28 protein-coding genes are annotated in these 25,758 nt (G+C 69.6%); 11 read left to right on the plus strand and 17 right to left on the minus strand.

The annotated features are described in order from the left end of the window. The first annotated feature begins 1 nt into the window (after position 1). The 5 genes from ACLQ2O_RS15795 to ACLQ2O_RS15815 are packed head-to-tail and all read left to right on the plus strand — an operon-like array spanning position 2 to position 4,266. A complete protein-coding gene (locus ACLQ2O_RS15795) occupies positions 2 to 946 on the plus strand; it encodes an ABC transporter permease (protein WP_425831829.1) in 945 nt (314 codons plus the stop codon). Beyond that, positions 943 to 1,797: an ABC transporter permease gene (locus ACLQ2O_RS15800; protein WP_425831831.1), complete on the plus strand. Its 855-nt coding sequence runs from the start codon at positions 943 to 945 to the stop codon at positions 1,795 to 1,797. Before ACLQ2O_RS15795 ends, ACLQ2O_RS15800 begins: the two co-directional genes overlap by 4 nt. Then, entirely contained in the window at positions 1,794 to 2,603 is an 810-nt protein-coding gene (locus tag ACLQ2O_RS15805; RefSeq protein WP_425831833.1) for an ABC transporter ATP-binding protein, read from the plus strand. Before ACLQ2O_RS15800 ends, ACLQ2O_RS15805 begins: the two co-directional genes overlap by 4 nt. After that, a complete protein-coding gene (locus ACLQ2O_RS15810; RefSeq protein WP_425831835.1) occupies positions 2,600 to 3,439 on the plus strand; it encodes an ABC transporter ATP-binding protein in 840 nt (279 codons plus the stop codon). Before ACLQ2O_RS15805 ends, ACLQ2O_RS15810 begins: the two co-directional genes overlap by 4 nt. Continuing rightward, the gene (locus tag ACLQ2O_RS15815) at positions 3,436 to 4,266 is read left to right on the plus strand and encodes an alpha/beta hydrolase (protein ID WP_425831837.1); all 831 of its coding nucleotides are present in this window, start codon (positions 3,436 to 3,438) and stop codon (positions 4,264 to 4,266) included. Before ACLQ2O_RS15810 ends, ACLQ2O_RS15815 begins: the two co-directional genes overlap by 4 nt. A 51-nt stretch (positions 4,267 to 4,317) precedes the next feature. Here ACLQ2O_RS15815 and ACLQ2O_RS15820 read toward each other — a convergent pair whose 3' ends face one another. From ACLQ2O_RS15820 to ACLQ2O_RS15830, 3 genes are all read right to left on the minus strand, one after another. Continuing rightward, on the minus strand, positions 4,318 to 4,512 hold the full coding sequence (locus ACLQ2O_RS15820; RefSeq protein WP_425831839.1) for a hypothetical protein: 195 nt from the start codon (positions 4,510 to 4,512) through the stop codon (positions 4,318 to 4,320). Positions 4,513 to 4,812: 300 nt separating this feature from the next. Further along, entirely contained in the window at positions 4,813 to 5,586 is a 774-nt protein-coding gene (locus ACLQ2O_RS15825) for an ABC transporter permease (protein WP_425831841.1), read from the minus strand. Beyond that, positions 5,583 to 6,494, minus strand: a complete 912-nt coding sequence (locus tag ACLQ2O_RS15830; RefSeq protein ID WP_425831843.1) for an ATP-binding cassette domain-containing protein — start codon at positions 6,492 to 6,494, stop codon at positions 5,583 to 5,585. The genes ACLQ2O_RS15825 and ACLQ2O_RS15830 overlap by 4 nt, the downstream gene beginning before the upstream one ends. Before the next feature lie 80 nt (positions 6,495 to 6,574). Here ACLQ2O_RS15830 and ACLQ2O_RS15835 point away from each other — a divergent pair, with 80 nt between their 5' ends. Further along, positions 6,575 to 7,309 (plus strand): TetR/AcrR family transcriptional regulator, encoded by a 735-nt coding sequence (locus ACLQ2O_RS15835; RefSeq protein ID WP_425832624.1) that lies wholly within the window; start codon positions 6,575 to 6,577, stop codon positions 7,307 to 7,309. Here the strand turns inward: ACLQ2O_RS15835 and ACLQ2O_RS15840 are convergent. The 9 genes from ACLQ2O_RS15840 to ACLQ2O_RS15880 all read right to left on the minus strand — a co-directional run bounded on the left by ACLQ2O_RS15840 (position 7,306) and on the right by ACLQ2O_RS15880 (position 14,547). Next, on the minus strand, positions 7,306 to 7,935 hold the full coding sequence (locus ACLQ2O_RS15840; RefSeq protein WP_425831845.1) for a nucleoside/nucleotide kinase family protein: 630 nt from the start codon (positions 7,933 to 7,935) through the stop codon (positions 7,306 to 7,308). The genes ACLQ2O_RS15835 and ACLQ2O_RS15840 overlap by 4 nt on opposite strands. Then, positions 7,904 to 8,608 carry an urease accessory protein UreD gene (locus tag ACLQ2O_RS15845; RefSeq protein ID WP_425831847.1) on the minus strand — a complete coding sequence of 235 codons (705 nt, stop codon included), beginning with the start codon at positions 8,606 to 8,608 and terminating at the stop codon, positions 7,904 to 7,906. Before ACLQ2O_RS15845 ends, ACLQ2O_RS15840 begins: the two co-directional genes overlap by 32 nt. Beyond that, positions 8,592 to 9,347, minus strand: coding sequence for an urease accessory protein UreG (gene ureG / locus ACLQ2O_RS15850; protein ID WP_425831849.1), 756 nt, complete (start codon positions 9,345 to 9,347; stop codon positions 8,592 to 8,594). The genes ACLQ2O_RS15845 and ureG overlap by 17 nt, the downstream gene beginning before the upstream one ends. Continuing rightward, entirely contained in the window at positions 9,340 to 10,005 is a 666-nt protein-coding gene (locus tag ACLQ2O_RS15855; protein WP_425831851.1) for an urease accessory protein UreF, read from the minus strand. The genes ureG and ACLQ2O_RS15855 overlap by 8 nt, the downstream gene beginning before the upstream one ends. Beyond that, positions 10,005 to 11,804 carry an urease subunit alpha gene (locus ACLQ2O_RS15860; RefSeq protein WP_425831853.1) on the minus strand — a complete coding sequence of 600 codons (1,800 nt, stop codon included), beginning with the start codon at positions 11,802 to 11,804 and terminating at the stop codon, positions 10,005 to 10,007. Before ACLQ2O_RS15860 ends, ACLQ2O_RS15855 begins: the two co-directional genes overlap by 1 nt. Next, positions 11,797 to 12,111, minus strand: a complete 315-nt coding sequence (ureB, locus tag ACLQ2O_RS15865; protein ID WP_425831855.1) for an urease subunit beta — start codon at positions 12,109 to 12,111, stop codon at positions 11,797 to 11,799. Before ureB ends, ACLQ2O_RS15860 begins: the two co-directional genes overlap by 8 nt. 10 nt (positions 12,112 to 12,121) lie before the next feature. Then, entirely contained in the window at positions 12,122 to 12,424 is a 303-nt protein-coding gene (locus ACLQ2O_RS15870) for an urease subunit gamma (RefSeq protein ID WP_425831857.1), read from the minus strand. Then, a complete protein-coding gene (locus ACLQ2O_RS15875) occupies positions 12,421 to 14,067 on the minus strand; it encodes a purine-cytosine permease family protein (protein ID WP_425831859.1) in 1,647 nt (548 codons plus the stop codon). Before ACLQ2O_RS15875 ends, ACLQ2O_RS15870 begins: the two co-directional genes overlap by 4 nt. A 99-nt stretch (positions 14,068 to 14,166) precedes the next feature. Beyond that, a complete protein-coding gene (locus ACLQ2O_RS15880) occupies positions 14,167 to 14,547 on the minus strand; it encodes a MarR family winged helix-turn-helix transcriptional regulator (RefSeq protein ID WP_425831861.1) in 381 nt (126 codons plus the stop codon). Between the two features lie 93 nt (positions 14,548 to 14,640). Between ACLQ2O_RS15880 and ACLQ2O_RS15885 the strand changes: the two genes are divergently transcribed. Together ACLQ2O_RS15885 and ACLQ2O_RS15890 are read left to right on the plus strand one after the other, a co-directional pair. Continuing rightward, positions 14,641 to 15,711, plus strand: coding sequence for a substrate-binding domain-containing protein (locus ACLQ2O_RS15885; protein ID WP_425831863.1), 1,071 nt, complete (start codon positions 14,641 to 14,643; stop codon positions 15,709 to 15,711). Positions 15,712 to 15,830: 119 nt separating this feature from the next. Further along, positions 15,831 to 16,970: a lipid II:glycine glycyltransferase FemX gene (locus ACLQ2O_RS15890; protein ID WP_425831865.1), complete on the plus strand. Its 1,140-nt coding sequence runs from the start codon at positions 15,831 to 15,833 to the stop codon at positions 16,968 to 16,970. Here the strand turns inward: ACLQ2O_RS15890 and ACLQ2O_RS15895 are convergent. Both ACLQ2O_RS15895 and ACLQ2O_RS15900 read right to left on the minus strand, forming a co-directional pair. Next, complete coding sequence (locus ACLQ2O_RS15895) at positions 16,955 to 17,398, minus strand: NUDIX hydrolase (RefSeq protein WP_425831867.1); 444 nt, start codon at positions 17,396 to 17,398, stop codon at positions 16,955 to 16,957. The two genes, ACLQ2O_RS15890 and ACLQ2O_RS15895, sit on opposite strands and share 16 nt — an antisense overlap. 4 nt (positions 17,399 to 17,402) lie before the next feature. Further along, positions 17,403 to 18,788, minus strand: a complete 1,386-nt coding sequence (locus tag ACLQ2O_RS15900; RefSeq protein ID WP_425831869.1) for an FAD-dependent monooxygenase — start codon at positions 18,786 to 18,788, stop codon at positions 17,403 to 17,405. Between the two features lie 85 nt (positions 18,789 to 18,873). On the opposite strand from ACLQ2O_RS15900, the gene ACLQ2O_RS15905 reads away from it, so the two are divergent. After that, positions 18,874 to 19,479 carry a TetR/AcrR family transcriptional regulator gene (locus ACLQ2O_RS15905; RefSeq protein ID WP_425831871.1) on the plus strand — a complete coding sequence of 202 codons (606 nt, stop codon included), beginning with the start codon at positions 18,874 to 18,876 and terminating at the stop codon, positions 19,477 to 19,479. A gap of 37 nt (positions 19,480 to 19,516) precedes the next feature. On the opposite strand, the gene ligD is transcribed toward ACLQ2O_RS15905, so the two are convergent. From ligD to ACLQ2O_RS15920, 3 genes are all read right to left on the minus strand, one after another. Then, entirely contained in the window at positions 19,517 to 20,527 is a 1,011-nt protein-coding gene (ligD, locus tag ACLQ2O_RS15910) for a non-homologous end-joining DNA ligase (protein WP_425831873.1), read from the minus strand. Between the two features lie 368 nt (positions 20,528 to 20,895). Then, on the minus strand, positions 20,896 to 22,005 hold the full coding sequence (locus tag ACLQ2O_RS15915; RefSeq protein WP_425832626.1) for a branched-chain amino acid aminotransferase: 1,110 nt from the start codon (positions 22,003 to 22,005) through the stop codon (positions 20,896 to 20,898). A 37-nt stretch (positions 22,006 to 22,042) separates the two neighbouring features. After that, positions 22,043 to 23,242, minus strand: coding sequence for a helix-turn-helix domain-containing protein (locus ACLQ2O_RS15920; RefSeq protein ID WP_425831875.1), 1,200 nt, complete (start codon positions 23,240 to 23,242; stop codon positions 22,043 to 22,045). A gap of 213 nt (positions 23,243 to 23,455) precedes the next feature. Between ACLQ2O_RS15920 and ACLQ2O_RS15925 the strand changes: the two genes are divergently transcribed. Then, positions 23,456 to 23,839 (plus strand): hypothetical protein, encoded by a 384-nt coding sequence (locus ACLQ2O_RS15925; RefSeq protein ID WP_425831877.1) that lies wholly within the window; start codon positions 23,456 to 23,458, stop codon positions 23,837 to 23,839. Between the two features lie 119 nt (positions 23,840 to 23,958). Next, entirely contained in the window at positions 23,959 to 25,734 is a 1,776-nt protein-coding gene (locus ACLQ2O_RS15930; RefSeq protein WP_425831879.1) for a chitinase, read from the plus strand. Positions 25,735 to 25,758 lie beyond the last annotated feature (24 nt).

Consider the following 25,758-nt stretch of genomic DNA (forward strand, 5'->3'; position numbering starts at 1 on the left):
GATGGTCGCACTGCGGCGCCTCGGCGCGATGGTGCTCACCCTGGTGATCAGCTCGTTCGTGATCTTCGCCGGGATGTACGCGGCGCCCGGTGACCCGGTCGCGTTCCTGATCGGCAACCCGGAGAACATGACACCGGAGCGGATCGCCGCGGTGCGGGCCGAGTACCACCTGGACCAGTCGTTCCTGCAGCAGTACCTGATCTGGGCCAAGGACCTGCTGCACGGGGACTTCGGGTCGTCGTTCATCTACCAGCAGCCGGTCACCGACCTGCTCGGCAGCCGGCTGCCGGTGACGCTGTCCCTGGTCGCGTACGCCGGGGTGCTGTTCATCGTGATCGGTGTCGCGCTCGGGGTGCTCTCCGCGCTGCGCAAGGGCACCGCGGTCGACTCGCTCATCACGGGCGTCACCACGTTCGCGACCTCGATCCCCAACTTCGTCGTCGCGGTGGTGCTGATCTCGGTGTTCGCGGTGAAGCTGCGCTGGTTCTCGGTGTCGGGTCCGGGCGAGGGGTTCCTCGGCCGGATCCACCACCTCACTCTGCCGGCCATCGCGCTCGCGCTCGGCGCGATCGCGGTGGTCAGCCGGGTCACCCGGCAGACGATGGTCGAGCAGCAGAGTCTCGACCACGTCGAGGCGGCCCGCAGCTACGGTCTTCAGTCCCGGAAGACCGTACTGCGGCACGTCCTCAGGAACTCCCTCGGCCCGATCGTGACGATGTGCGGGCTGATCCTGGCCGGCATGCTGGCCGGCACGGTCGTGGTCGAGGGAGTCTTCGGGCTGAACGGGATCGGCAGCCTGCTGGTGGAGGCGATCAACACCCACGACTTCCCGGTGGTGCAGGCGATTCTGCTCTACATGGTGATCGCCTACATGGCCGTCACCGTGATCGTCGACCTGATCTATCCGTTGCTCGACGCAAGGGTCCTGGCCAGGAGCGTCTCATGACCGTTGATCTGTCCGCGCCCGTCCTGACCGCGACGACGGCCCGCCGTCGCCAGGAGTGGCCGTTCTACCTGAGCGCCGCCGTGCTGGCGCTGGCCGTGATCGCCGCGGTCTTCGCGCCGGTCGTGTCGCCGTTCGACCCGTCCCAGACCGACTTCGGCGCGCTCTGGGAGCCGCCGAACGCGACGCACTGGCTCGGCACCGACCAGTTGGGCCGCGACATCCTGTCGCGGATCATCCACGGGGCCCGGCCGAGCCTGCTCGGCGCGATCGCGCTGCTCGCGGTCGCGACCGTGCTCGGCGTACTGATCGGCATCACCGCGGCCTGGAAGGGCGGCTGGGTCGACACGGCGCTGAGCCGGGTGACCGACGTGATGTTCGCGTTCCCGGGGCTGCTGTTCGTCGTCCTGGTGATCGCCGTGTTCGACCGCGGTCAGCTGACCTCGGTGCTCGGGATGGCGCTGGCCTACGCGCCGGCGATCGCGAAGTTCACCCGGTCGATCGCGCTCGAGGAGATGGCTCGCCCGTACGTCGACGCGTACCGCCTGCAGGGAGTCGGCGGGGCCGTCCTGTGCGCCAGGTACCTGCTGCCCAACCTGATGCCCACGCTCGTCGGCTACCTGGTCGTGCTGTTCGGCGAGGGCCTGATGAGTCTGGCGTCGCTGAACTTCCTCGGCTTCGGCTCGCAGCCGCCGAGCTCGGAGTGGGGCCTGATGGTGCAGGAGGGCCGGACCGGTGTCATCCAGGGCATCGTCGGCCCGGCGCTGATCCCCGGTCTGACGATCGCGATCGTGGTGGTCGCGACCAACGTCGTCGGCGTCCGGCTGTCCGACAAGCTGGCGGTGAGGAAATGAGCATGCTGCTCGAGATCGAGGACCTGACGCTGCGCGTCCCGACGGTCGAGATCCTGCGCGGGATCTCGCTGCAGGTCGCGACCGGTGAGACGGTCGGGCTGGTCGGCGAGTCCGGTTCGGGCAAGTCGACCACGGCTCGTGCCGCGCTGCGGCTGTTCCCGGACGAGGCCCAGGCCGGCGGCCGGGTCAGCGTCGGGGGAGTGGACGTGCTGTCCGCCGACGACGCGACCGTGCAACGGATCCGCGCCAACGACGCGGCGATGATCTTCCAGGCACCCCGTACGGCGCTCAACCCGGTGCGGCGGATCGGCGACTCGGCGACCGAACGGCTGGTCCAGGTGCACGGGCTGAACAAGAAGGCCGCGCGGTCCAAGCTGCTCACGCTGTTCGAGCACGTGGGACTGCGAGATCCGGAGAGCCTGCTGAAGAAGTACCCGCACCAACTGTCGGGCGGGATGCTGCAGCGCGTCGTGATCGCGGCCGCGCTGAGCATCGACCCGAAGCTGCTGCTCGCGGACGAGGCAACGAGCGCGCTCGACGTGACGACGCAGGCCGAAGTGCTTGCCCTGCTCAAGCGGTTGCGCGGCGAGCGCGATCTCGGGGTCCTGTTCATCACCCACGACCTGCACCTGGCGGCGGCGTACTGCGACCGCGTGTACGTGATGCGGGAAGGGCTGATCGTCGACCACCAGCCCGGGGCGACGATCTTCGAGAACCCGGCCAACGAGTACACGCGGCAGCTGTCGGACGCCGTACCGACGCTGCCCGAGCAATCCCCGGCGCAGGACGAGGTGGTGGCGCAATGACGGTGCTGACGGTCGAGAAGCTGTGCAAGACCTTCCACGGCAAGCGCGGCCAGGCGCCGGTGGTGGCCGCGCGCGACATCAGCTTCGCGGTCGAGGCCGGCGGATCGCTCGGCGTCGTCGGCGAGTCCGGCTCCGGCAAGACCACCGTCGCCCGGATGCTCGTCGGCCTGTCCAGCCCCGACCAGGGCACGGTCACGGTCGACGGCCGGGAGACGAGCCGGTCCGAGCGCGGCAAGGCAGCCCGGCTGCGCCGGGCCCGGGAGATCCAGATGGTGTTCCAGGATCCCTACACCTCGCTCGACCGCAGGCTCAGCGTCGAGTCCTGCCTGCGCGACGTCCTGAACCGGCACCGCCCGGACCTGGACAAGTCGGCCGCGGCCGCCGAGGTCGGGCAGCTGCTCGACCAGGTCGGCCTGGCGAGCAAGCTGGTGGCGTCCCGGCCGCACGAGCTCAGTGGTGGCCAGCGGCAACGGGTCGCGATCGCGCGGGCGCTCGCCGTACGGCCGAAGGTCCTGGTGCTGGACGAGGCGGTCTCCGCGCTCGACGTCTCGGTGCAGGCCAGGATCCTTGCCCTGCTCAACGACCTCCGGGACGCGCTCGGGATCGCGCTGGTCTTCGTCAGCCACGACCTCGCCGTGGTCGGTGAGGTCACCGACCACATCCTGGTGATGTACCGCGGCGACGACGTCGAGCAGAACACCACCGCCGAGCTGCTCCGCCGGCCCCGCCACCCCTACACCCAGATGCTGCTCTCCTCCGCCCCCGGACCCGGCTGGCAGCCGGAACGCGTGGCCGAGCTGCGCGCGGCATTCGCACTCACCGAAGGACGCTCATGACCGACACCCAAAGGGTCGCCCCGACCGCGACGTTCTACCAGCGCGGTTCGATCCCGATCTTCGCCTCACAGGTCGATCCCCGGCTGCACTACCTGCTGTACGTGCCCCAGCAGCTGCGGGACGACGACAAGGCGCCGCTGCTGGTCGTGCAGCACGGGACCGCGCGGACCGCGGCCAAGTACCGCGACCACCTGCAGCCGTTCGCCGACGAGCACGGCGTGGTGATCCTGACGCCGATCTTCCCGGCCGGCCTGATCGACCCGAACGACCTGCACAACTTCAAGTTCATCGAGTACCACGGCATCCGGTTCGACCACATGCTGCTGTCGATCGTCGACGAGGTCGCCGAGCGGTTCCCGGTCGCGGCGGACAAGTTCTACCTGCACGGCTTCTCCGGCGGCGGGCAGTTCACCCACCGGTTCCTCTACCTGCATCCCGACCGGCTGGCCGCCGCGTCGATCGGCGCGCCCGGGCGGATCACGCAGCTCGACGACACGCTGGAGTGGTGGCTGGGGACGAAGGGCTTCGAGCAGAAGTTCGGCCAGACGATCGACTTCGACGCGCTGCGCCGGGTCCCGATCCAGATGGTCGTCGGCTCCGAGGACGTCGAGACCTGGGAGATCAACAACCCCGGCGAGTCCAACTGGATGGACGGCGTCGAGAAGACCGGCAGCACCCGCATCGAGCGCCTGCGCACCCTGGAGCGCAACTTCCGCACCCACGGCCTGAACGTCACCTTCGACGTGGTCGAGGGCGCCGCGCACTCGGGCAGCCTGATGCTACCGACGGTCACCCGGTGGATGGAGTCCCTGCTGAAGACGGCATGACAGCCGGCGGTGCATCCGGTCCCTGCCCCGGGTGCACCGCCCCCACCCGCCTCACGCGGCGGCGCGAGCCCGGTTCTTCTCGGCCCAGACAGTTCGCCGCAGCTTCGCCTGGTCCGGATACCCGGCCGCCTGGCCGATCAGGTACACGTCGTGACTGCGCATGTTCACCATCGCCGCGACGTACCAGACCGGGTTCCCCTCGGCCAGCATGGTGACGATCATCTGGTTGGCGCTGTTCTCGTTCATGCTGACCCTCTCCCTCGGCTTCTCGCTCTTACTGGTACGTCGGATCAGAGCCGCCCGGATCGACAAGACCGCGGCAGAAACTTTCGGCCGGTCGGAAGGTCAATCGTTGTCAAGGAAAATGGCGACCGTTGGGCGCACCGATCGACCGCTCAGCGGACTGTGTTTCGAGAATCGCCGTCTCGATTCTGGGCTGACCCTTCGGAGGCGATAGATTCGTAGTCCCCCCCACGTGTGGAGGTCCCACTCCCCCCGGGACCCGCACGGGCGAGTGCCCCGATCACGATCGGGGCATTCGTTTTTTCAGGCGTTGCTGCGGCGCCGGTAGAGCACGGACGCGAAAGTCACCGAGAAGACCAGCAGGCCGCTGCACCAAGCGAGCGCGATCCACCCGCTGCTGCCCAGCGGCGTACCGGTCAGGAAGCTGCGCACGGTCTCGATCACCGGCGTGATCGGCTGGTGCTCGCTGATCGGCCGCAGCCAGCCCGGCATCGTCTCGGGCTGCACGAACGCGCTGCTCAGGTACGGCAGGAACAGCATGAAGAAGCTCAGCGTGCTCGCCGACTCGACCGTCTTCGCGATCACGCCGAGCCCGGCCGCGAGCCAGGAGAGCGCGATCACGTACAGCGCCAGCAGCCCGATCGCGCCGAACCACTCGCCCACCGACGCGTTCGGGCGAAAACCCATCGCCAGCGCGGCGAGCAGCACGATCGCGGTCGAGGCCGCGTTCCGCGCGACGCTGGCGGTGACGTGCCCGGTGAGGACGGCGAAGCTGCGCACCGGCAACGACCGGAGCCGGTCGATCATGCCCTTGGTCATGTCGTCGGCGACCGCCATCGCGGTGTTCGACGCGCCGTACCCGGTGGTCAGCAGCAGGATGCCCGGTACGACGTAGTTGATGTACTCGGTCCCCGTCTCGATCGCGCCGCCGAACACGTAGACGAACAGCATCATCATCAGCAACGGCAGCAGGATCGACACGAACAACGTGTCCACGTTGCGCCTGCTCAGCCTGACGCTCCGGTCGATCATCGTCACGGTGTCGCTGACAGCAGCCCCGAACCCCTCGTGGCTCATGCGTTCTCCTTGGCGGTCAGAGTGAGGAAGACGTCGTCGAGCGTCGGCCGGTGCGACGAGACCCGGGCCGGCTGCAGGCCTTGCACTCGCAACTCGTCCAGTACGGCGTGCAGGTGCGCCGCCGTCCCGTCCGACGGAAGGTTCACCAGTACGCCGTCCGCGACGCCGTTGACGGCCTGGGCGGTCTTCTGCGCGTCGACCGCGTCGGTGAAGTACAGCTCGATCCGCTCGCCGCCGATCTGGCTCTTCAGCGCGTCCGCCGTCCCCTCCGCGGTGATCCGGCCACGGTCGAGCAGCACGATCCGGTCGGCCAGGCGGTCGGCCTCCTCGAGGTACTGGGTGGTCAGCAGGATCGTCGTCCCGTCGCGGACGAGCTCGCCGATCGCCTCCCACATCGTCAGCCGGCTGGCCGGGTCGAGCCCGGTGGTCGGCTCGTCGAGGAAGATCACCCGCGGCCGGCCGATCAGGCTCATCGCCAGGTCGAGGCGGCGGCGCATCCCACCGGAGTAGGTCTTCACCCGGCGGTCCATCGCGTCGGTGAGGCCGAAGCGTTCGAGCAGCTCGAGCGTGCGCTGCCGGGCCGGGCCGCGGCCGAGGTGCATCAGCCGGCCGACCATGACGAGGTTCTCGCGGCCGGTCTGGTTGTCGTCGACGGCGGCGTACTGGCCGGTCAGGCTGATCACGCCGCGGACCTTGGTCGCCGCGCGGACGACGTCGTACCCGGCGATGGTGGCGGTGCCCGCGCTCGGGCGGGTCAGCGTGGTCAGGATCCGCACGGTGGTGGTCTTGCCGGCGCCGTTCGGGCCGAGCAGGGCGACCACCTCGCCCTCGCGGACGGTCAGGTCGACCCCGGTCAGCACCTCGGTGCCGCCATACGACTTGGTCAGGCCGGTGGCCTCGACGATCATGGGTTCTCCCTACTGCGTATTGGGTACGCTAAATAGCGTAGCAGGTACGCAGTACAGATTTCTAGACTGAGGCGGTGGAGATGAACGAGTTGCCGGCGGACGTGACGCTGCTGTGGGGCCTGCGGGAGGTGACCCGGCGCGGGCCGAAGGCGTCGCTGTCGATCGACGACATCACCCAGGCGGCGATCGCGCTCGCGGACGCCGAGGGCCTGGCGGCGGTGTCGATGGCCCGGGTGGCCGAACGGCTGGGCAACTCCACGATGGCGCTCTACCGGCACGTGAAGAGCAAGGACGAGCTACTGACGCTGATGTCGGACGCCGCGCTCGAGCGCCCGTCACCGATGCCGGAGGGCATCGACTGGCGGACCGCGCTGACGTTCTGGGCCGACAACGTGCTGACCGTGCTGCGCACCCACCGCTGGTACGCGCAGGTCCCGGTCTCCGGCCCGCCGGCCGGGCCGAACAACCTGGCCTGGTTCGACTCGGCGCTCGGCGCGCTGGAGAGCACCGGGCTCAGCGAGGAGGGCAAGGTCGGCGTGGTGATGGGCCTGCTGACCTACGTGCACGGCCAGATCCGCCTGTCGATGGACCTGGCCTCGGGCTACGCCGACAATCCCGACGCGTTCAGCCGGTACGGCGAGATCCTGGCGAAGGTGGTCGACCGCCAGCAGTTCCCGGCGGTGGCGAAGGTGCTCGACGCGGGTGTGTTCGACCTCGAGATCGAGTTCGACGAGGTCGAGGACGCCGACTTCGACTTCGGCCTCCAGCTCTACCTCGACGGCGTCGCCGGCTTCATCGAACGGACCTGCAGCTAGCTGAGGTGGAGTACGGCGTCTGCCGCGGGTTTGGTGGACGCGATCAGGTGGGCGTTGCGTTCGTCGGAGCCGTACGTGCGGTCGTGGGCTTCCTCGGGGGAGCGGCCGAACCGGCGGTGACGGGCTTCCAGGCGGGCGTGGCGAACGTCCTCGGACAGCTCGACATACCAGACCTCGTCGAGCAACGACCGGCCTGTTGCCCAGGGCTCCTGGTCGAGCAGCAGGTAGTTGCCTTCGGTCACGACCAGGTCGACCTCGGGACCGACCCCGATGCTGGCGGCAATCGAGTCCTCCAGCTCGCGGTCGAACCGCGGCGCCCATACCGTGCCGTCGCGTTGCCTGAGGCGCCGGAGCAGCGCGACGAACCCACCCGCGTCGAACGTGTGCGGCGCTCCCTTCACGTCCGCCAGCCCGAGGGTCTCCAACGCGGACTGCGCGAGGTGGTACCCGTCCATCGGCACCAGCACGACCGTGAACCCGTCCGCGCCCAGCTCCGCGACCAGGCGCTCGGCGTACGTCGACTTGCCGGCCGCGGGCGCTCCGGTGATGCCGAGGATCGCGCGCTCGGGCCGCGCGGCCAGCTCGACAGCACGGTCACGGGCGGCAGCCGGGTCGAGTGAGCGCATCCCCAGATCCTAGGGCGCCGAGGTCGCTGGTGTGCTGCTCGACCACCAGGCGACGCGCGATCGAGCCGGGGCCTTCGAGCTGAAGAGTCTGTCCGTCGTCCGGCAGGCGGTATCCGAGCGTGGTGATGCTGTCCAGACACCGGGCGTCGCCGAGCACCGCCCAGCCGGACCGTACGCCGGGCGACAAGTCCAGATCCTCGACCAGTAGTTCGCTCGCCAGGAGCATCGCCCTTGTTCTGGTCCGGAGCCGGCCGCCGGCCTCGCCGTGACGGCCGAGGACCAGGGACTCCCGCAGTGTTGCCCGGCACCCGTCGCCCAGCGCGATCGAGGTCGAGCGCCCGACATCGGCGCCCTCGGCCACCACGAACGGCTCGCCGTGCCACGTCAGCTCGGCACCTTCGGTCAGCGTGATGTCCACGTCCCACCGAGCTGCTCCACCCCGCATCGCGTACGCGACCGTCCCGGCGGTCTCCACGATCTCCAGCCGGAGGTCGCCCTCGACCACCACCTCGATCCGCACGTTGTCCCCAGCAAGCAACAACGCGCCCGCGGCAACGAGCGCGACTCGCACCACGCCGTCCGGCGCGGGCAGTCGCCGCGGCGAGAGGTCGCCGGTCCGCAGGACGCACCGAGCTCGCACCGGATCGGCGACGACCTCAATGCGAGTGAGCATGCAGATCCGCGCTCGTGCCCGTGCCCGTGCCCGCGCTGTGCACGTGGGTGAGGATCTCGCCGTCCTCGCCGACGTGGGAGTGCGGCGCCATCGGTCCCGGATCGACCGGCACGTGCGCACCCCCGCGCACGATCGCGGTCATCTCCAGCACCCAGCGCTTCAGCGCCGCGACCGACTCGGGATCCGTCCGCGACAGAGCGAGCACCGGCTTCCCGGAGCGCGCGGCCTCGGCGTCGGCGACCATCCGCGGAACGTCCACCCCGACGTACGGCGCCAGGTCGGTCTTGTTCACCACCAGCAGATCAGCACGCGCGATCCCCGGCCCACCCTTGCGCGCCACGTCCCCACCGCCCGCGACGTCGAGCACGAAGATCTGCGCGTCGACCAGGGCGGGGGAGAACGTCGCGGTCAGGTTGTCACCGCCGGACTCGACCAGGACGACGTCGAGCGGGGCGAAGTCGCGTTCGAGGTCCTCGACGGCGATCAGGTTCGGCGTGACGTCGTCGCGGATCGCGGTGTGCGGGCAGGCGCCGGTCTCGACCGCGCGGATCCGCTCGGCGTCCAGTACGCCGGCCGAGCGCAGCAGCCGCGCGTCCTCGTCGGTGTAGATGTCGTTGGTGATCACGCCGAGCCGCAGCTCGGACGCGAGCTCGCGGCAGACGGTGGCGATCAGCGAGCTCTTCCCGGTACCGACCGGCCCCGCGACACCGAGCCGGAACGACCTGCTGGACTCAGGCATGGAACAACCTCATTCTCTCGATGGAGTGGTTCTGCGCGAACACGTCGACCAGCGGAGCGCCGTACGCCGGTACGTCGGTCGCGCGGGTCAGGTCGGCCACGTCGGCGACCAGGTCCTCGATGTCGGGATGGAGCGCGGTCAACCAGCAGGCCGCCTCGGCGGGATCGACCGGAAGCAGCTTGAGCGACGCCGCGACAACCGCCTGAGCGTCGTCGTACGCGATCAGTCGGGCGGTCTGCGCGGCGGACAGTCCGTTGATCGCGGCAACCACGCCGACGACGATCGGACGGGGAACTTCGGCATCAGCCCGCAGATGAAGCAGGACGCGCGGCCAGACCCTGCCGGCCAGTCGCAGGTAAGCACGGCCCTGCCGGCGTGAGACTTCCCGGAGTACCTGGCTGGGAACGCGTGCCGCCCAGGCGCACTCCAGAGTTTCAAGCTCCTCCAGCAGCTGACGAGCAACCACCGCCGTCCCCGCCTCCACGCGGGTGACCGTGCGGAGACGGTCACGCGCATACTGCTCGATCTCCTCCAGTTTGTTGCCATCGGCACCCAGTCCGGCGCGGACCGCTGGTTCGAGGCCGGCGGACTGCGTGTGACCGCCGGTCGGCAGCCGCGCGTCGGCGAGCATCATCGCGACCAGCTCGGGGGAGCCCATCAGAACAGCTGGTAGAGCTGGGCGAGTGGCAGGCGGTCGGCCGGCGCGGGCTCGATCAGGTCGCCGTCGACCTCGATCGCGAACGTCTCCGGGTCGATCTCGATCGACGGCAGGGCGTCGTTGTTCTTCATCTGCGCCTTCCCGACGTCACGCGTCGGACGGACCGCGAGCAGCTCACGCCGCAGTTCGAGGCGCTCGGCCAGGCCGTCCTCGAGCGCGGCCGGAGCGACGAACGTGTACGACGTCCGCGCGCCGATCGCGTCCCCGAACGCGGGCCGCATCAGCACCGGCTGCGGCGTCGGGATCGAGGCGTTCGGATCCCCGAGCGCGGCCCAGGCGATCGTGCCGCCCTTGATCACCAGCGCGGGCCGGACGCCGAAGAACGCCGGCTCCCACAACGCCAGATCGGCCAGCTTCCCCGGCTCCACCGACCCCACCAGGTAGTCGATGCCGTGAGCAACCGCCGGGTTGATCGTGTACTTGGCGACGTACCGGCGGACGCGATCGTTGTCGGCGAGCGAGCCGATCGCCGGCGTGCCGGCGCGGCCCGGCGTGCCGGCGCGGCCCGTCGGATCGTCGGAGCCGAGGTCCGGGGGACCACCGAGGTCCGGGGGACCACCGAGGTCCAGCCGTCCTCGGCGGGCCTTCATCACGTGGGCCACCTGCCAGGTCCTCGTGATCACCTCGCCGATGCGGCCCATCGCCTGGGCGTCCGACGAGGTGATCGACAGCGCGCCGAGGTCGTGCAGGACGTCTTCGGCGGCGATCGTGGTGGCGCGGATCCGGGACTCGGCGAAGGCGAGGTCCTCGGGGACCTCGGGATTGAGGTGGTGGCAGACCATCAGCATGTCGAGGTGCTCGGCGACGGTGTTGACGGTGTGCGGAAGCGTCGGGTTGGTCGAACCGGGGATGACGTGCGGGTGCGCGGCGATGGAGAGGATGTCGGGCGCGTGCCCGCCGCCGGCGCCCTCGACGTGGAACGCGTGGATCGACCGGCCGTCGATCGCCGCGAGCGTCGACTCGACGAAGCCGGCCTCGTTCAGCGAGTCCGCGTGCAGGGCGACCTGGAGACCCCAGTCGTCGGCGGCCCGCAGCGCGGCGTCGATCGCGGCAGGTGTCGATCCCCAGTCCTCGTGGACCTTGTAACCGGCAGCGCCGGCCAGTGCCTGTTCGGCCAGGCCTGCAACGCTGACGGTGTTTCCTTTGCCGAGCAGCAGTACGTTCAAAGGGAAGTCGTCGAGCGCGCGATGCAACTGCTGAAGATGCCAAGCGCCAGGAGTGACAGTGGTCGCCTTCGAGCCCTCGCTCGGGCCGGTGCCGCCGCCGACGATCGTGGTGATGCCCGACGCGCTCGCCTCGTGGAGCTGCGACGGCGAGAGCAGGTGGACGTGCGAGTCGATCCCTCCGGCGGTGAGAATCCGCCCTTCACCGGCGATCACGTCGGTCGACGGTCCGATCCGCAGATCGGGGTGGATCCCGTCGGCGATGTCCGGGTTCCCGGCTTTGCCGAGGGCAACGATCTTCCCGTCCCGGAGGCCGACGTCCGCGCGGACGATCCCCCACCAGTCGATCACCAGCACGTTGGTGATCACGGTGTCGGGCGCACCCTCGGCGCGGGTCGTGGTCCCCTGACCCATCGACTCGCGGATCGACTTCCCGCCGCCGAACACGACTTCCTCGCCGCCGACCGTCAGATCCCGCTCGACCTCCACCCACAGATCGGTGTCGGCCAGCCGCACCTGGTCCCCGACCGTCGGCCCGTACAAGGCGGCGTACGCGGTCCGCGAGATCTCAACCATGCTTGACCTGCAGACCCGGTACGACGCGCCGCCCGCGCAGGGCGACCGCGGCGACCTCGCGGGAAGCACCCGGCTCGAACCGCTGCGACGTGCCGGCGGGGATGTCGAGCCGGAACCCCGCGGCCGCCTCCCGGTCGAAGGCGAGCGCCGAGTTCGCATTGGGCAGGTGCAGGTGCGAGCCGATCTGCACGGGACGATCGCCGGTGTTGAGGACTACCAGCCGCAGCCGTTCGGACGGCGTACGGTCGGCGTTCAGTTCGATGGTGCCGGGAGCAACCCGAACGGCACCAGGGCCTTCAGCTGACATGGACAGCTCCTCAGATGATCGGGTGGTGGATGGTGACGAGCTTGCGGCCGTCCGGAAACGTCGCCTCGACCTGTACGTCGTGGAGAAGGTCAGCGACCCCATCCATCACGTCGGAGCGGGACAGCACCGTGCGGCCGCTCTCCATCAGGTCGGCGACCAGCGCCCCCTCGCGGGCCCGTTCGATCACCCAGGTGCTGAGCAGTGCCACGGCCTCGGGATGGTTGAGCGGAACACCTCGGGACAGCCGGTCGCGGGCGACCAAGCCCGCGACCGACAGCAGCAACTTCTCGACCTCGCTGGGGGTGAAGCTCATGAAGCGGGCAGGACGTGATCGGCGACCTTGTCGGTGCTCAGGCACAACGAGCACACGTACGCGTCGTGCGTCACACAGGCAGCCATGTCGGGCCGTTCGTAGTCCTGCCGGCAGACATGACAGGTCAGTACGACGCCCGACGGGTTGCCGTGCTCGTCGAGCATCGGGAGATCGATGCCGTCGTCGGTACGACGCAGGTAGTACTTGCCCTTCGTCGCCAGCGCCAGCAGCGGCGGCAGCACGAGCGCCAGCCCGATCGCGACCAGCGGCGAGTACGGCTTGATCGCCGGCCCGAGACCGCCGAAGAAGACCAGGATCGAGATCCCCGCGGCGACCGTCATCGAGACGAACCCGACCGGGTTGACGGCGTACAGCATGCCCCGGCGGAACTCCGGCCGCAGCGGCGACAGCTTCAGCAGGTACTTGTTGAAGACGATGTCGGAGGCAACGACCACGATCCAGGCGATGCCGCAGTTGGCGTAGAAGCCGAGAATGGTGTTGAGGAAGTCGAACATGTTCGCCTCCATCAGCACCAGCGCGATCACCAGGTTGAGGCCGAGGAAGACCAGCCGGCCGGGGTAGTGCCGGGTCAGTCGCGTGTACGAGTTCGTCCAGGCGAGCGAGCCGGAGTACGCGTTGGTGACGTTGATCTTGATCTGGCTGATCACGACCAGGACGACGGCCAGCGTCATCGCCAGCCAACCGGGCAGGAATCCGTTGTAGATCTCCAGGAACTGGTGCACGGGCTCGTTCGCGACCGCGGCGCCGTCGGCGACGTTCGCGATCAGGTAGACGGCGAGGAACAGCCCGATCGCCTGCTTCAGCGCGCCGAAGATCACCCAGCCCGGCCCGGCCAGCAGCATCGCGGACCACCAGCGGCGCGAGTTCTCCGGCGTCTTCGGCGGCATGAACCGCAGGTAGTCGACCTGCTCCGCGATCTGCGCGATCAGCGACAGGCAGACTCCGGCGGCGAGCAGCATCGAGCCGACGTCCGTCGCGCCCTGCCCGTTCTCGCCCTGGTAGTCGAAGAACGACGACACCGACTCCGGGTGCGAGACCACGAGGTAGACGAACGGCAGCACCATCAGCACCAGCCACAGCGGCGTCGTCCAGACCTGCAGCGTGGACAAGACCTTCATCCCGTAGATGACCAGCGGGAAGATCACCAGCGTCGACACGGCGTACCCGAGCCACAGCGGCACGCCCAGCCCGAGTTCCAGGCCCTGGGCCATGATCGAGCCCTCGAGGGCGAAGAAGATGAACGTGAACGACGCGAAGATCACGTTCGTCACCACCGACCCGTAGTACCCGAAGCCGCTGCCGCGGGTGATCAGGTCGAGGTCGACGTTGTAGCGCGCCGCGTAGTACGCCAGCGGCAGGCCGGTCGCGAAGATCACCACGGCGAAGATCGCGATCCCCCACAGCGCGTTCGTCGTGCCGTACGAGATGCCGATGTTCGCGCCGATCGCGAAGTCGGCCAGGTAGGCGATGCCGCCGAGCGCGGAGACACCGACCACGCCGGTCGACCACTTGCGGTAGCTGCGCGGCGCGAACCGCAGCGTGTAGTCCTCGAGCGTCTCGCGGGTCGCCGTACTGGGGGCGGGTGGCTCAGTGCGCTGGTCGAGCGAGGGTTCAACGGTCATCACGAACTCCTGGCGGGCACCTTCAGGCGGGTGGTGCAGTCGATGCACCCGAATGGAAGGAACCTAGGAACCGTCTGTTACCGGCAGATGACGCAACCGCTACGTTCTTGTATTTCCATCTGGAAGTAAGTCGCCGACGTCCAGCGCGCACTCGACCCGGCGCTCGGCGGCGCGCAGACGAAGAGCCACGGTCGCTCCGACCGGCGACAGCGCCGTCACGATCCGCCGCTTGTCGGAGGGGTGGATCCGGCGCAGCACCAGCCCGCGCTCGACCAGCTTGTCGACGTACCGGGTCAGGCTCGCGGGCGGCAGCACGGCGGTCTCGGCGAGCGTCGTCATCGGCAGGCCCGGCTCCTCGTGCAGCGCGGACATCACCCGCCACTGCTCGATCGTCAGCTCGAACTCGTCCAGCTCCGGCAGCAGCCCGAGCTCGATCCGGCGCTCGGCCTGCTTGAGCAGGAGCAGCAGACTGGCCGCCATGATCCTCCCCGGGGTCGTGTACGCCGTCTCACGGTGCGGCGAATATAGCTCAGCGCTCGAAGATCCGGTCGCGGTTGGCCCACACTGGTCGGCATGCCAGGGCCCGCGGAGGTGATCTCGATCGCCTTCGTCGTGCCGCGGCAAGGGCCGACCGGGATCTACGGCCCGTCCTGCCTGGCCTGCGGTCAGCTCGCGGTCGAGCAGCTCAACGCGCGCAACGGGATTGCCGGCCGCCCTGTAGAGCTGGTTCACGTGGACGCCGGCCGTGCGCCTGCAGTCGTCGCCGAGGAGGTCGGGCGGCTGGTCGACACCGGCCGGGTCGACGCCGTCGCCGGCTGGCACATCTCCGCTGTCCGCGTCGCGCTGACGCAGCGGATCGGCGGCCGCGTCGTCTACGCGTTCGCGGCGATGCACGAGGGCCGCGACGACACCCCGGGCGTGTTCATGCTCGGTGAACGGCCGGTCAACCAGTTGTTGCCCGCGGCCCATTGGTTGCGCGACCAGCACGGCGTCCGGCGATGGGTGGTGGTCGGCAACGATTACGTCTATCCACGCGTGACCGGGGAAGTGGCGACGTCTGCCTTGCTGGGTTCAGGATCCGAGGTCATCGGTACGTCGTACGTCCCGCTCGGAACGACGGACTTCGGTCCCGTGCTGCGTGAGATCGCCCGCAGTACGGCCGACGGCGTGATCATGCTGCTGATGGGACAGGACGCCGTCCACTTCAGTCGCCAGTTCGCGCGCGCCGGACTGAGCGAGCGGCTGGTCCGGCTGAGTCCCGCCGTCGAGGAGAACACGCTGCTCGGCGCCGGTGCCGCCGCGAACCACGGCCTGTACGCCGCCGCGGCGTACTTCGACGGCATGGCGACGGTCGAGAGCAGCGAGTTCGCCCGCGACTACTACGCGCGGTTCGGAGCCTGGGCTCCGGCTCTGAACGCGGTCGGGGAGTCCTGCTACGAAGCGATCCACTTCCTGGCCCGGCTCGGCGAGGTCGCCGGCTCGGTCGCGATCGCGGACGTCGCGGCGATGGGCAGCGGGCAGTTCTGGAGCAGTCCGCGCGGGCTGCTCCGGCTCGACGGCAACCTGCTCGACCAGGACGTCTACCTGGCCGCGGCCGACGGGTTGCAGTTCAGGATCCAGGATCGGATCACCCGGCTCAGTTGAGCTGTGACACTCCGGTTGGTCCACGGCGTCGAAGAGATCAAAGGCGACCAGAACGTTTTCGTGGGTCTTGACGTCTTTGTCTACAAGGGATGCCGACCAGACCGACCCGGAGGTGCGTTGTGCTGGCCACAACTCTGAGTCCGACTCGCCAAGCCCGGCTGACAGTGGGAGCTGTCGACTCGGTGACGTACCTGGCCGCCGCTGAGCTGTACGGCGGCCGGAGCTTTCTGCAGAACCCGTCGTGGGCGCAGGTCAAGCCCGATTGGCGACCGGAGCTGCTCGCCTGGCGCGACGCGGACCACGAGATCGTCGGTACGGCGCTCGTGCTCTACCGCTCCGTGCCCGGGCTGAAGCGCTACTTCGCCTACCTGCCGGAGGGTCCGGACATCGACTGGATCGACCCGTCGCTGGAGCGGTGGCTCGCGCCGCTGGTCGAGCACCTCGTCGCGGCGGGCGCGTTCGCCGTACGGGTTGGGCCGCCGCCCGCGTTGCGCAGGTGGAGGGCGTCGACGTTGAAGGCGGCGGCCGGTCCGTCGCTGCGGATCGGGGACGTGCTGCCCGATCTGGTCGAGCCGGTCGGGTCGTCGGTGGGTGACCGGTTGCGCTCGCTGGGCTGGAGCCGGTGCGACGACGGCGGAGATGCTCAGCCGCGGTTCGTCTTCCAGGTCCCGCTGCGCTCGCTGGACGACGTGCTCACCTCGATGAACAGCGAGTGGCAGCGAAACCTCAAGAAATCGGTGCGTTCCGGGATCGAGACCCGGATCGGCGACGAGGGTGATCTGCCGACGTTCTACCAGTTGCTGCAGACAACCGAGCAGCGCAACGGCTTCCGGCTCGGGCGATCGCTGGGCTACTACCAGCGTCAGTACCGGGCGCTGAACGCCGAGGCCGGCGGGCGGATGCGGTTGTACTTGGCGTCGTACGAGGGGGAAGTGCTGGCGGCGCACACGATGAACGTGGTCGGGCGCCGGGTCTGGTACCAGACGGGCGCGTCCGCGAGCCATCGGCGCGACGTGCGGCCGAGCCATGCGTTGCAGTGGCGGATGATGCAGGATGCGTTCAAACACGGTGCGGCGTACTACGACATGCGGGGGATCTCGGACTGCCTCGATCCGGAGCGGCGCGAGTTCGGGCTGCTGCGGTGGAAGCTCGGGACCGGCGGCGACGTGGTCGAGACGCTGGGGGAGTGGGAGTTGACGCTCCCCGGCGTCGTCAACCAGACGCTGCACCACGCGATGCGGCGCTACCGGGCGCGCTGACCGCGCCAGGCGGCGAGGGCGACGTCGACGATGTCGGCGCGCGGCCCTTCGATCGTGTCCGGAGCGGACCACTCCGCGTAGTCCGTCGTACCGCCGACTTCGAGCGTGCCGAGGCTCCCGCCGACGATCGAGGCCCGGTAGACGACCCGGAGCGACTTGAACGGCAAGGGCCGGTCCGGCTCGGCGCCTGCGGTGAACGAGTGCACGGCCAACGGCTCGTGCAGGACCACCTGGTACCCGGTCTCTTCGAGGACCTCGCGGACGACGGCTTCCTCGACGGTTTCGTCGTACTCGACACCGCCGCCGGGGAGACTCCAGCAGGCCTCGCCCCGGCCGCTGCCGTTGTACCAGGTGAGCAGGACCTGCTCGGCGTCGTCGACGATCAGCGCGTACGCCGCGAGCCGCGTGTGGTACTCGGTGAAATGCACTGGATCATCGTAGGACCTGTCCGATGTAGCCGTCCGGGCGGATCAGCAGCTCGTCACCGTCGTTCGCGGCGTAGTAGGTGAAGGCTTCCGGTGAGGCGTAGGCGTTGGCGGTCGGGGAGTGGGCGATGTCGACGGTGTGGGGGTGGTTGCCAGGGGCATCAGGGCTGAAGCGGAGCAGGGTCTCGTGCGGACCGGTGAAGAGCTCGAAGAGCCGCGTCCTGTTACCTTGGGCGTCGACGAGCGGCGAGTCCGGAGCCCGGTCGCCGACGGCCAGCACTGCCGGGTCGTCGAGGTCGCGGTAGGTGATGTCGAGCTGCTGGGTGTCCCGGCCGCGTTCGTGGGCGCGCTCGTCACCGTCCTGGTACTTCTTCATCAGTCCGGTGCTGATCCCGAGCACCCGTTCCGCGTTCGTCCGGCGCTCCGGCTCGTACGACGCCAGCCGCTCCTCGTTGCCGCTGGCAAGTTTCCAGCCGAGGTTGTACGCGTCCTGCACGCCGGTGTTCAGGCCCTGGCCGCCGGTCGGCGGGTGCACGTGGGCCGCGTCGCCGGCCAGGAACACACGGCCGTCGCGGAACCGCCCGGCCAGCCGGATGTTCGGGCGCCAGATCGTCGACCAGGTCAGGTCGCGCAGCTTCGCGACCCCGGGACCGGCGAAGCGGTCGACCAGCTCCTGCAGGATCTCCAGCGTCGGGTCGACGTGGTCGTCGTCGAGCGGCGTACCGAACTGGAACTGGTCGCCGCCGGACAGCGGCGTCATGATCACGCCGGTCATCGGGTCGGTGCCGCGGGCGAACCAGTACCCGGAGTCGTGGTCGAGCCCGTCGGCCGCGACGTCGCCGAGCAGCATCCGGATCGAGTCGTCGGTGGTGCCGACGAACGGGATGCCGAGCGTCCGGCGGACCGTGCTGCGGCCGCCGTCGGCGCCGACCAGGTAGTCGACGGTCAGCGTCTCGCCGGTGGACAGCTGGGCGGTGACGCCGTCGGCGTCCTGGGCGAAGGTGGTCAGCCCGGTGCCGGGCTCCACCTGTACGCCGTACTCGGAAAGCTTGGCGCGCAGGATCGCCTCGGTCCTGGACTGGCCGAGCATCAGCGCGTTCGGGTACGGCGCGTCCGGCGTCGGCTCGACGATCGGAGCCATCCTGCGTTCCTGGACGAAGGTGCCGTCGATCACGACCTTCATCGCCGGGACCGGGATGCCCTGGGCCTGCACCTCGTCGAGCACGCCGAGGTCCTCGAACACCTCCAGCGTGCGCGGCTGGAGTCCGTCGCCGCGCGATCCCTCGAAGTACGACGCTGCCTGGTCGACCAGCCGGACGGCGATCCCGCGGCGGGCCAGGTCGATGGCCAGGGTCAGCCCGGTCGGGCCGGCGCCGGCGATCAATACGGTCATGTGCTTCTCCGTTTCACTGAATTATGATTCACTGAATCTGAATTCAGTTTGCGCGTCGCTAGGCTTCGCTGTCAAGGAGGTGGTCGTGGTGCAGACCGGGAGCCGCCAGGAGAAGGCGGCCGGGACCGAGGCCGCGCTGAAGCAGGCCGCGCGGCAGGTGTTCGCCGAGCGCGGGTACCTGAACACCAAGATCACCGACGTCACCGCCGCGGCCGGGCGGGCGACCGGCTCGTTCTACAACCACTTCGCGAGCAAGGAAGAACTGCTCGAGTCGCTGCTCACCGACATGCTGGCGACCGCGGACGAGGCGGTGCTCGGGGACGCGACCCACTCGGCGGACTTCAGCGAGCGGTCGTCGATCCGGTGGCACGTCGCGACGTTCTGGCGGTTCTACCAGGCGCACCTGCCGGAGATGGTCGCGCTCAAGCAGGCCGCGATGGTGGACCCGGCGGTCGGCCTGCGGCTGCAGCAGATCATGAACGACGACCGGGCGCACATGGTCGAGCACTTCTCGCACCTGCCCGACGCGCCGGCGGACCCGACGCCGCACATCTCGGCGATGAACGCGCTGCTGGAGGGGTTCGCCTACCAGTGGCTGGTGGTGAACGCCGCCGACGGCCGGACGATCCCGGACGAGGAAGCGATCGAGCTACTCACCGACCTGCTGCACCACGGGTTCGCGGGCAGCTGAGCCGGGGCGAGTGAATGGAGGCTGACTCCGGCCCGGCCTACTCCTCCGGCGGCGGTGGTTCCTCCGCGCCTTCCCGCTCGTCGCGATCTGCCCACTCCAGCAGCGTGTCCAGCGTGTACGGATCGTCGTCGATCTTCTCGTGCAGGTCGCCCAGCTCGGCGAAGCGGGCGGGCACGGTCGCGATGGTGAACTCGCGCGGCTCGACGTCGTCGACCTCGTCCCACCGGATCGGCGCCGACACCGTGCCCTCGGGGTTGCCGCGCACCGAGTACGCCGCCGCGATCGTGTGGTCCCGTGCGTTCTGGTTGAAGTCCACGAACAGCTTCTTCGGATCCCGGTCCTTGCGCCACCAGGTCGTGGTGACGTCCTCGGGCGCCCGTCGCTCGACCTCGCGCGCGAACGCGAGCGCGGCCCGCCGTACGTCGGTGAAGCCGTGCTCGGGCTTGATCCGGACGTACACGTGCAGGCCCGAACCGCCCGAGGTCTTCGGGTAGCCCACCGCGCCCAGCTCGTCGAGCACTTCCTTCGTCACGTGCGCGACCCGGCGTACGCGATCGAAGGGGCAGTCCGGCATCGGGTCGAGGTCGATCCGCCACTCGTCGGGCTTCTCGGTGTCGGCCCGCCGGCTGTTCCACGGGTGGAACTCGACCGTCGACATCTGCACCGCCCACGCCACGTGCGCGACCTCGGTGACGCACAGCTCGTCGGCGGTCCGGTTGTAGCGCGGGAACTTCACCCGCACGGTCTCCATCCAGTCCGGCGCCCCGTTCGGCAGCCGCTTCTGGTGCACCTTGTCGCCCGCCACCCCGTCGGGGAACCGGTGCAGCATGCACGGCCGCTCCCGCAGCGCGCGCACGATCCCGTCCCCGACCGACAGGTAGTACTTCACCAGGTCGAGCTTGGTCTCGCCCCGCGCCGGGAAGTACACCCGGTCCGGGTTGGAGATCCGCACGATCCGCTCCCCGACCTCGAGCTCGATCGCCGGAGACTTGCTCTTGGCAGCCTTCTTCTTCGCCGCACCCGTAGACCCCGCCGAGGACTCCGCCATACAGCCAACCTAACCGCCCCAGGGGACATGCAGCACTCACCAACCCGTCACAACCCACTCACCGCTCGCCCGCCCAGGCGAGAGCTCCACTCCGCAACCCCACTTGCTGAGTGCTGCAGCTCCGCTGGTCCACCGGCCGGGACCTTGCACACCCACCCGGGAGCGTGAACAAGAAATAGCCTGTCCTCGGTCCCCAGTTGTTGTCCGAGGTCCCCGGAGCGCGGGTGTGATCCCCCGGAACGCGTGCGTGGTCCACGCGAGGTGCACGTGGTCCCGGGACCTGTCCCGGAGTCCCCGTGAGGCGTGCGTGGTCCCCCGGATCTGTGCGTGGCCGGTTCTGGCTGCGTCCGCCGGGCCCCGGCGCGGCCTCAGACCAGGCGCGTCAGCCAGCCGTGGTCGTCGGGGATTCGGCCGTACTGGAGGTTGAGCAGGGTCTTGCGGAGGGTGGCGGTGATCGGGCCGACGCCGTGGTTGACCGTGTGGTCGCCGATCAGGACCTCGTCGTCGGGCCAGGCGAGGCGGCCGATGGGGGTGATGACGGCGGCGGTGCCGGAGGCGAAGACCTCGGTGATGTCGCCGGAACGGACCCCGTCGCGCCACTCGTCGGCGGAGACACGGCGCTCGACGACGGTGTGGCCGAGGTCGCGGGCCAGGTCGATCACCGACGTGCGGGTGACGCCCTCGAGGATCGAGCCGGACAGCTCGGGGGTGACGATCGAGCCGTCGGCGTGCACGAAGAACAGGTTCATGCTGCCGATCTCCTCCAGCCAGCGGCGCTCGACCGCGTCGACGAAGGCGACCTGGTCGCAGCCGTTGGCGACCGCTTCGGCCAGGGCGGCCAGGCTGGCGGCGTAGTTCCCGCCGCACTTGGCCGCGCCCGTGCCGCCGGGAGTGGCCCGGATCGACGACGTGGTCAGCCAGATCGACACCGGCTTCGGACCGGTCTCGAAGTACGCGCCGGCCGGTGAGGCGATCACGCCGAACAGCACCTCGTTGGCCGGGCGGACACTCAGTGCGGCCTCGGTGGCGATCATGTAGGGCCGCAGGTACAGGCTGCTCTCACCGCTGCCCGTCTCCGGCACCCAGGCCTCGTCGACGGTCAGCAGCGCCCGCAGTGCTGCGATGAAGTCCTGCTCCTCCACCTCCGGCAGCGCGAGCCGTTGGGCGCTCCGGCGGAAGCGGGCCGCGTTGAGCTCCGGGCGGAACGACCAGACCGAGCCGTCCTCGTGCCGGTACGCCTTCAGCCCTTCGAAGATCTCCTGCGCGTAGTGCAGTACGGCGGCCGCCGGGCTCACCTTGAGCGGTGCGTACGCCGTCACCTTCTGGTCGAACCAGCCGCGCTCCCGCGACCAGGACGCGAGCACCATGTGGTCGGTGAACGCCTGGCCGAAGCCGGGCTTGTCCAGCACCGCCGTCCGGGCCGCCGCACTCGCCGGATCGCTCCGCAGCTCCAGCTCGAAGTCCCACGCGCCTGTCATCACCGTCGCACCGTCTGCAGTCGTCACTCTCGGCACGCTACCCCTGCCCTTCCCCAGTGCTCGACCCGCTGCCCACACTCCGACCCCCGAACGGCCGGCGCCGCAGGAGCTCCCGGTAGTCCCGCACGGCCGGCCGGGTCAGCTCCTTGCCCTGTACGGCGGCCAGCACCCGGCCGCCCGCGTCGTACAAGCTCGGGCTGTGCCACTGGTCCTCCAGCTCGACCAGAGTCCGCATCGCCATCGCCAAGCCGGTCGCGACGTCGCCGTCGAGCACCAGGCACTCCGCCAGCAGCAGCCGAAGCTCAGCCTCCTCCCGGCGCAGCTCGGCCGGGCACAACCCCAGCGCCCGATCCAGCGAGACGTACGCCGAGGCGGTGTCGCCCAGCACGGTGTGCACGAAGCTCTCCACACTCGACGGCTCGTGCGCCGCCCAGCCGAACACGGAGCCCGAGCTGTCGATCCCGCCCGGCAGCAAGCGCACCGCCAGCCGAGCCTCCTCAGGCCGACCGAGCACAGCCAGCAGCCGAGCCTGCGCAGCAAGAGCACGAGCCTGGTCCCGGGGCCGCTCGGCCAGAGTGAGTGCGTCGACTCCCAACTCCAGCAGGCCGGCTCCGCCGGAGTCGGTCGTGCTCATCACCTGCCAGCTTCTTGCCTGACTCGCGATCCAGTCGGAGCCAGAGCTGTCGGCGGTCGCACGGGCCGTACGCCACCAGCGCTCGGCGGCGCGGGACCTGCCCGAGGACGAGAGCGTCAGCGCGATCAGTACGGCGAGCTCGGCGGCTGGTACGGCGAGGTCAGCCGCTTCGGACCCGGCCGTTCGGTGCAGGAGCTCGAGGTCGGCGGTCAGCTCAGGCAGCAGGTCCGCAGCCGGCGTGAGGCTGAAGGTGCTTGCGTAGTCCGCAGTCGTCGTCGACCACTCGGCTCCCACCGACGAGCGCACGAACGCTTCCGTCACGCCGTGCCGCACGGCCTCCAGCAGCTGCCCACCTTGTACTACGGGGAGCGGGCGGGCCTGACGGTCCCGCTGGAAGGCCTGGGCCAGAGCGCCGGCACCGGCCAGCTCCCGGTCGCACAGGCGAGCCAGATGGGCGGAGCCCGGGCGGCGGCCGCGTTCCACCTGGGACAGGTAGCTGTGGTCGTAGCCGACGCGGGTTGCGAGTTGGCGCAGGCTCAGGGCTGCTGCCTGGCGGCACCTCCTCAGCTGTACGCCGAACGGTTCCAGTGCTGTCTCGGCCACAGGTCCTCCCCCCACTGCTCACGCCCGGTGGTTGCGGTGCGTGTCTGGAACGCTACAAGGGCCTACCGACAGAAAGTGGGGCAGTGGCTCCCACGCAGGCAGGCAGCGGCGGCTGGGGGCCGTGGGCTGTTTGGAGAGCCCACAGATCACACCTGGTGGGGCATGTGGCCGGTGGTGAGACTTGGTGGTGTGGGCCGGCAGGGGATGACACGGGTGATGACACAGCAGGGGCCGCCGCGGGCCTTCTGGCTGGTGCGGTCCGACGGTGGTGGTGCGGTGGCGGAAGGGGTGCTGTGGGCGGATGGGGTGGTGGCCGTGCGGTGGTGCGGGCAGGGGACCGCTGTCTCGGTGTGGTCGGGCGGGCTGGACGCGTTGCTCGCCGGACACGGCCGGGACGGCAGTACCGAGGTGCGGTGGACCGAGCAGCCCCACGAGCACAACCACGACCACCCCGAGCACAGCCACGACCACCACGAGCCGCCGCGCGACCAGGCCGACGAGCCCGTCCGGCGGCCGCCGTACCTGCCGGCACCGGGCGTGGACGGCCGGTGCGTGCGCTGCGGCGGGTACTGGCCATGCCTGGACTGCGGCTTCTGACGGGAAACCGCCAGTGACGCGTCGGCATCCGGACAGCGTCGGTAAGCCGACAGTCGCGGCGCATTGACGACCTACTTCTGAAAGCTCTCTACTAAATGGACCCGCCTCTGGAGGTCCCTGTGCGCCCACCACGCTTGCTGGCCGCGTTGCTGCTCGTCCTCACCGGACTTGTCGCCGTCGCGTCCCCGGCGCAAGCCGCCAACATCCTGACCAACCCCGGCTTCGAGAGCGGCTCGCTGAGCGGTTGGAGCTGCTCCGGTGGCTCGGTGGTCGCCAGCCCGGTCCGCACCGGCAGCCACGCCTTGCAGGGCGGAGTGACCGGCTCCGACTTCGCCCAGTGCAGCCAGACGGTCGCCGTACAGCCCAGTACGGCGTACACGCTGTCGGCCTGGGTCCGCGGCTCCTACGTCTACCTGGGCGTGACCGGCGGCGCCTCCACCTGGACGCCGTCGGCCGGCAGCTACACGCAGCTGTCGGTCTCCTTCACCACGACGGCGTCGCAGACGTCAGCGCAGATCTACCTGCACGGCTGGTATGGCCAACCGGCGTACCAGGCGGACGATGTGATCCTGGACGGCCCCGGCGGCAACCCGCCGACCCAAGGCGCTCCCAGCGTGCCCGGCAACCCGTCGGTCACCGGCACCACCAACAGCTCGATCGGCCTCACCTGGCCGGCCTCCACCGGCACGGTGACGGGCTACCGCGTCTACGAAGGCGCCAGCGTGGTCAAGACCGTCACCGGAACCAGTACGACGATCGACGGGCTCAGTGCGTGCACCAGCCACAGCTACTCGGTAGCGGCGTACAACGCCCAGGGGGAGTCGGCCAAGACCTCAGCAACCAGCGCCACGACAGCAGGCTGCGCCAGCACCGGTCTGCCCAAGCACGCGCTGATCGGCTACCTGCACGCGAGCTTCGCCAACGGCTCGGGCTACGTCCGGATGGCCGACGTACCGGCCGCGTGGAACATCGTCAACCTGTCCTTCGGCGAGCCGACGTCGGTGACGTCCGGCGACATCCGCTTCAACCGCTGCCCGGTCGCCGAGTGCCCGAACGTCGAGAGCGACGCCGACTTCCTGGCCGCGATCAAGGCCAAGCAGGCCGCCGGCAAGAAGGTCCTGCTCTCGATCGGCGGCCAGAACGGCCAGGTCCAGCTGACGACGGCAGCCGCGCGCGACGCCTTCGTCAGCTCGGTCGGCACGATCATCGACCGCTGGGGCCTGGACGGCCTGGACGTCGACTTCGAGGGCCACTCGCTCTACCTGAACGCCGGCGACACGGACTTCCGCAACCCGACCACGCCGGTCGTGGTGAACCTGATCTCGGCGCTGAAGACCCTCAAGGCCCGGTACGGCGCGAAGTTCGTGCTGACGATGGCGCCCGAGACCTTCTTCGTCCAGGTCGGTTACCAGTCGTACGGCGGCAACGGTGGCAGCGGCGACAACCGGACCGGCTCCTACCTGCCGGTGATCCACGCCCTGCGCGACGCGCTCACCGTTCTGCACGTCCAGGACTACAACTCGGGACCCGTGATGGGCCTCGACAACCAGTACCACACCATGGGCGGCGCCGACTTCCACATCGCGATGACCGACATGGTCAAGGCCGGCTTCCCGGTCGCGAGCACCGGCCAGACCTTCCCGGGCCTGCGCGAGGACCAGATCGCCTTCGGCCTGCCGGCCGCCGTCAGCGCCGGGAACGGCCACACCGCCCCCGCGGCCGTTCACCAGGCGCTGGACTGCCTGGTCAAGGGCCAGAACTGCGGCGGCTACAGCCTGCGCGGCGGCGCCAGCCCGTCGCTGCGCGGGCTGATGACGTGGTCGATCAACTGGGACAGGTTCTACAACTGGGAGTTCCAGAACAGCCACGCGCCGTACCTCGCCGCCCTACCGTGAAAGGGCGCCCGGTCAGCCTGTGGA

The sequence above is a fragment of the Kribbella sp. DT2 genome, from assembly GCF_049844575.1.
In the GTDB taxonomy this organism is placed as follows: domain Bacteria; phylum Actinomycetota; class Actinomycetes; order Propionibacteriales; family Kribbellaceae; genus Kribbella.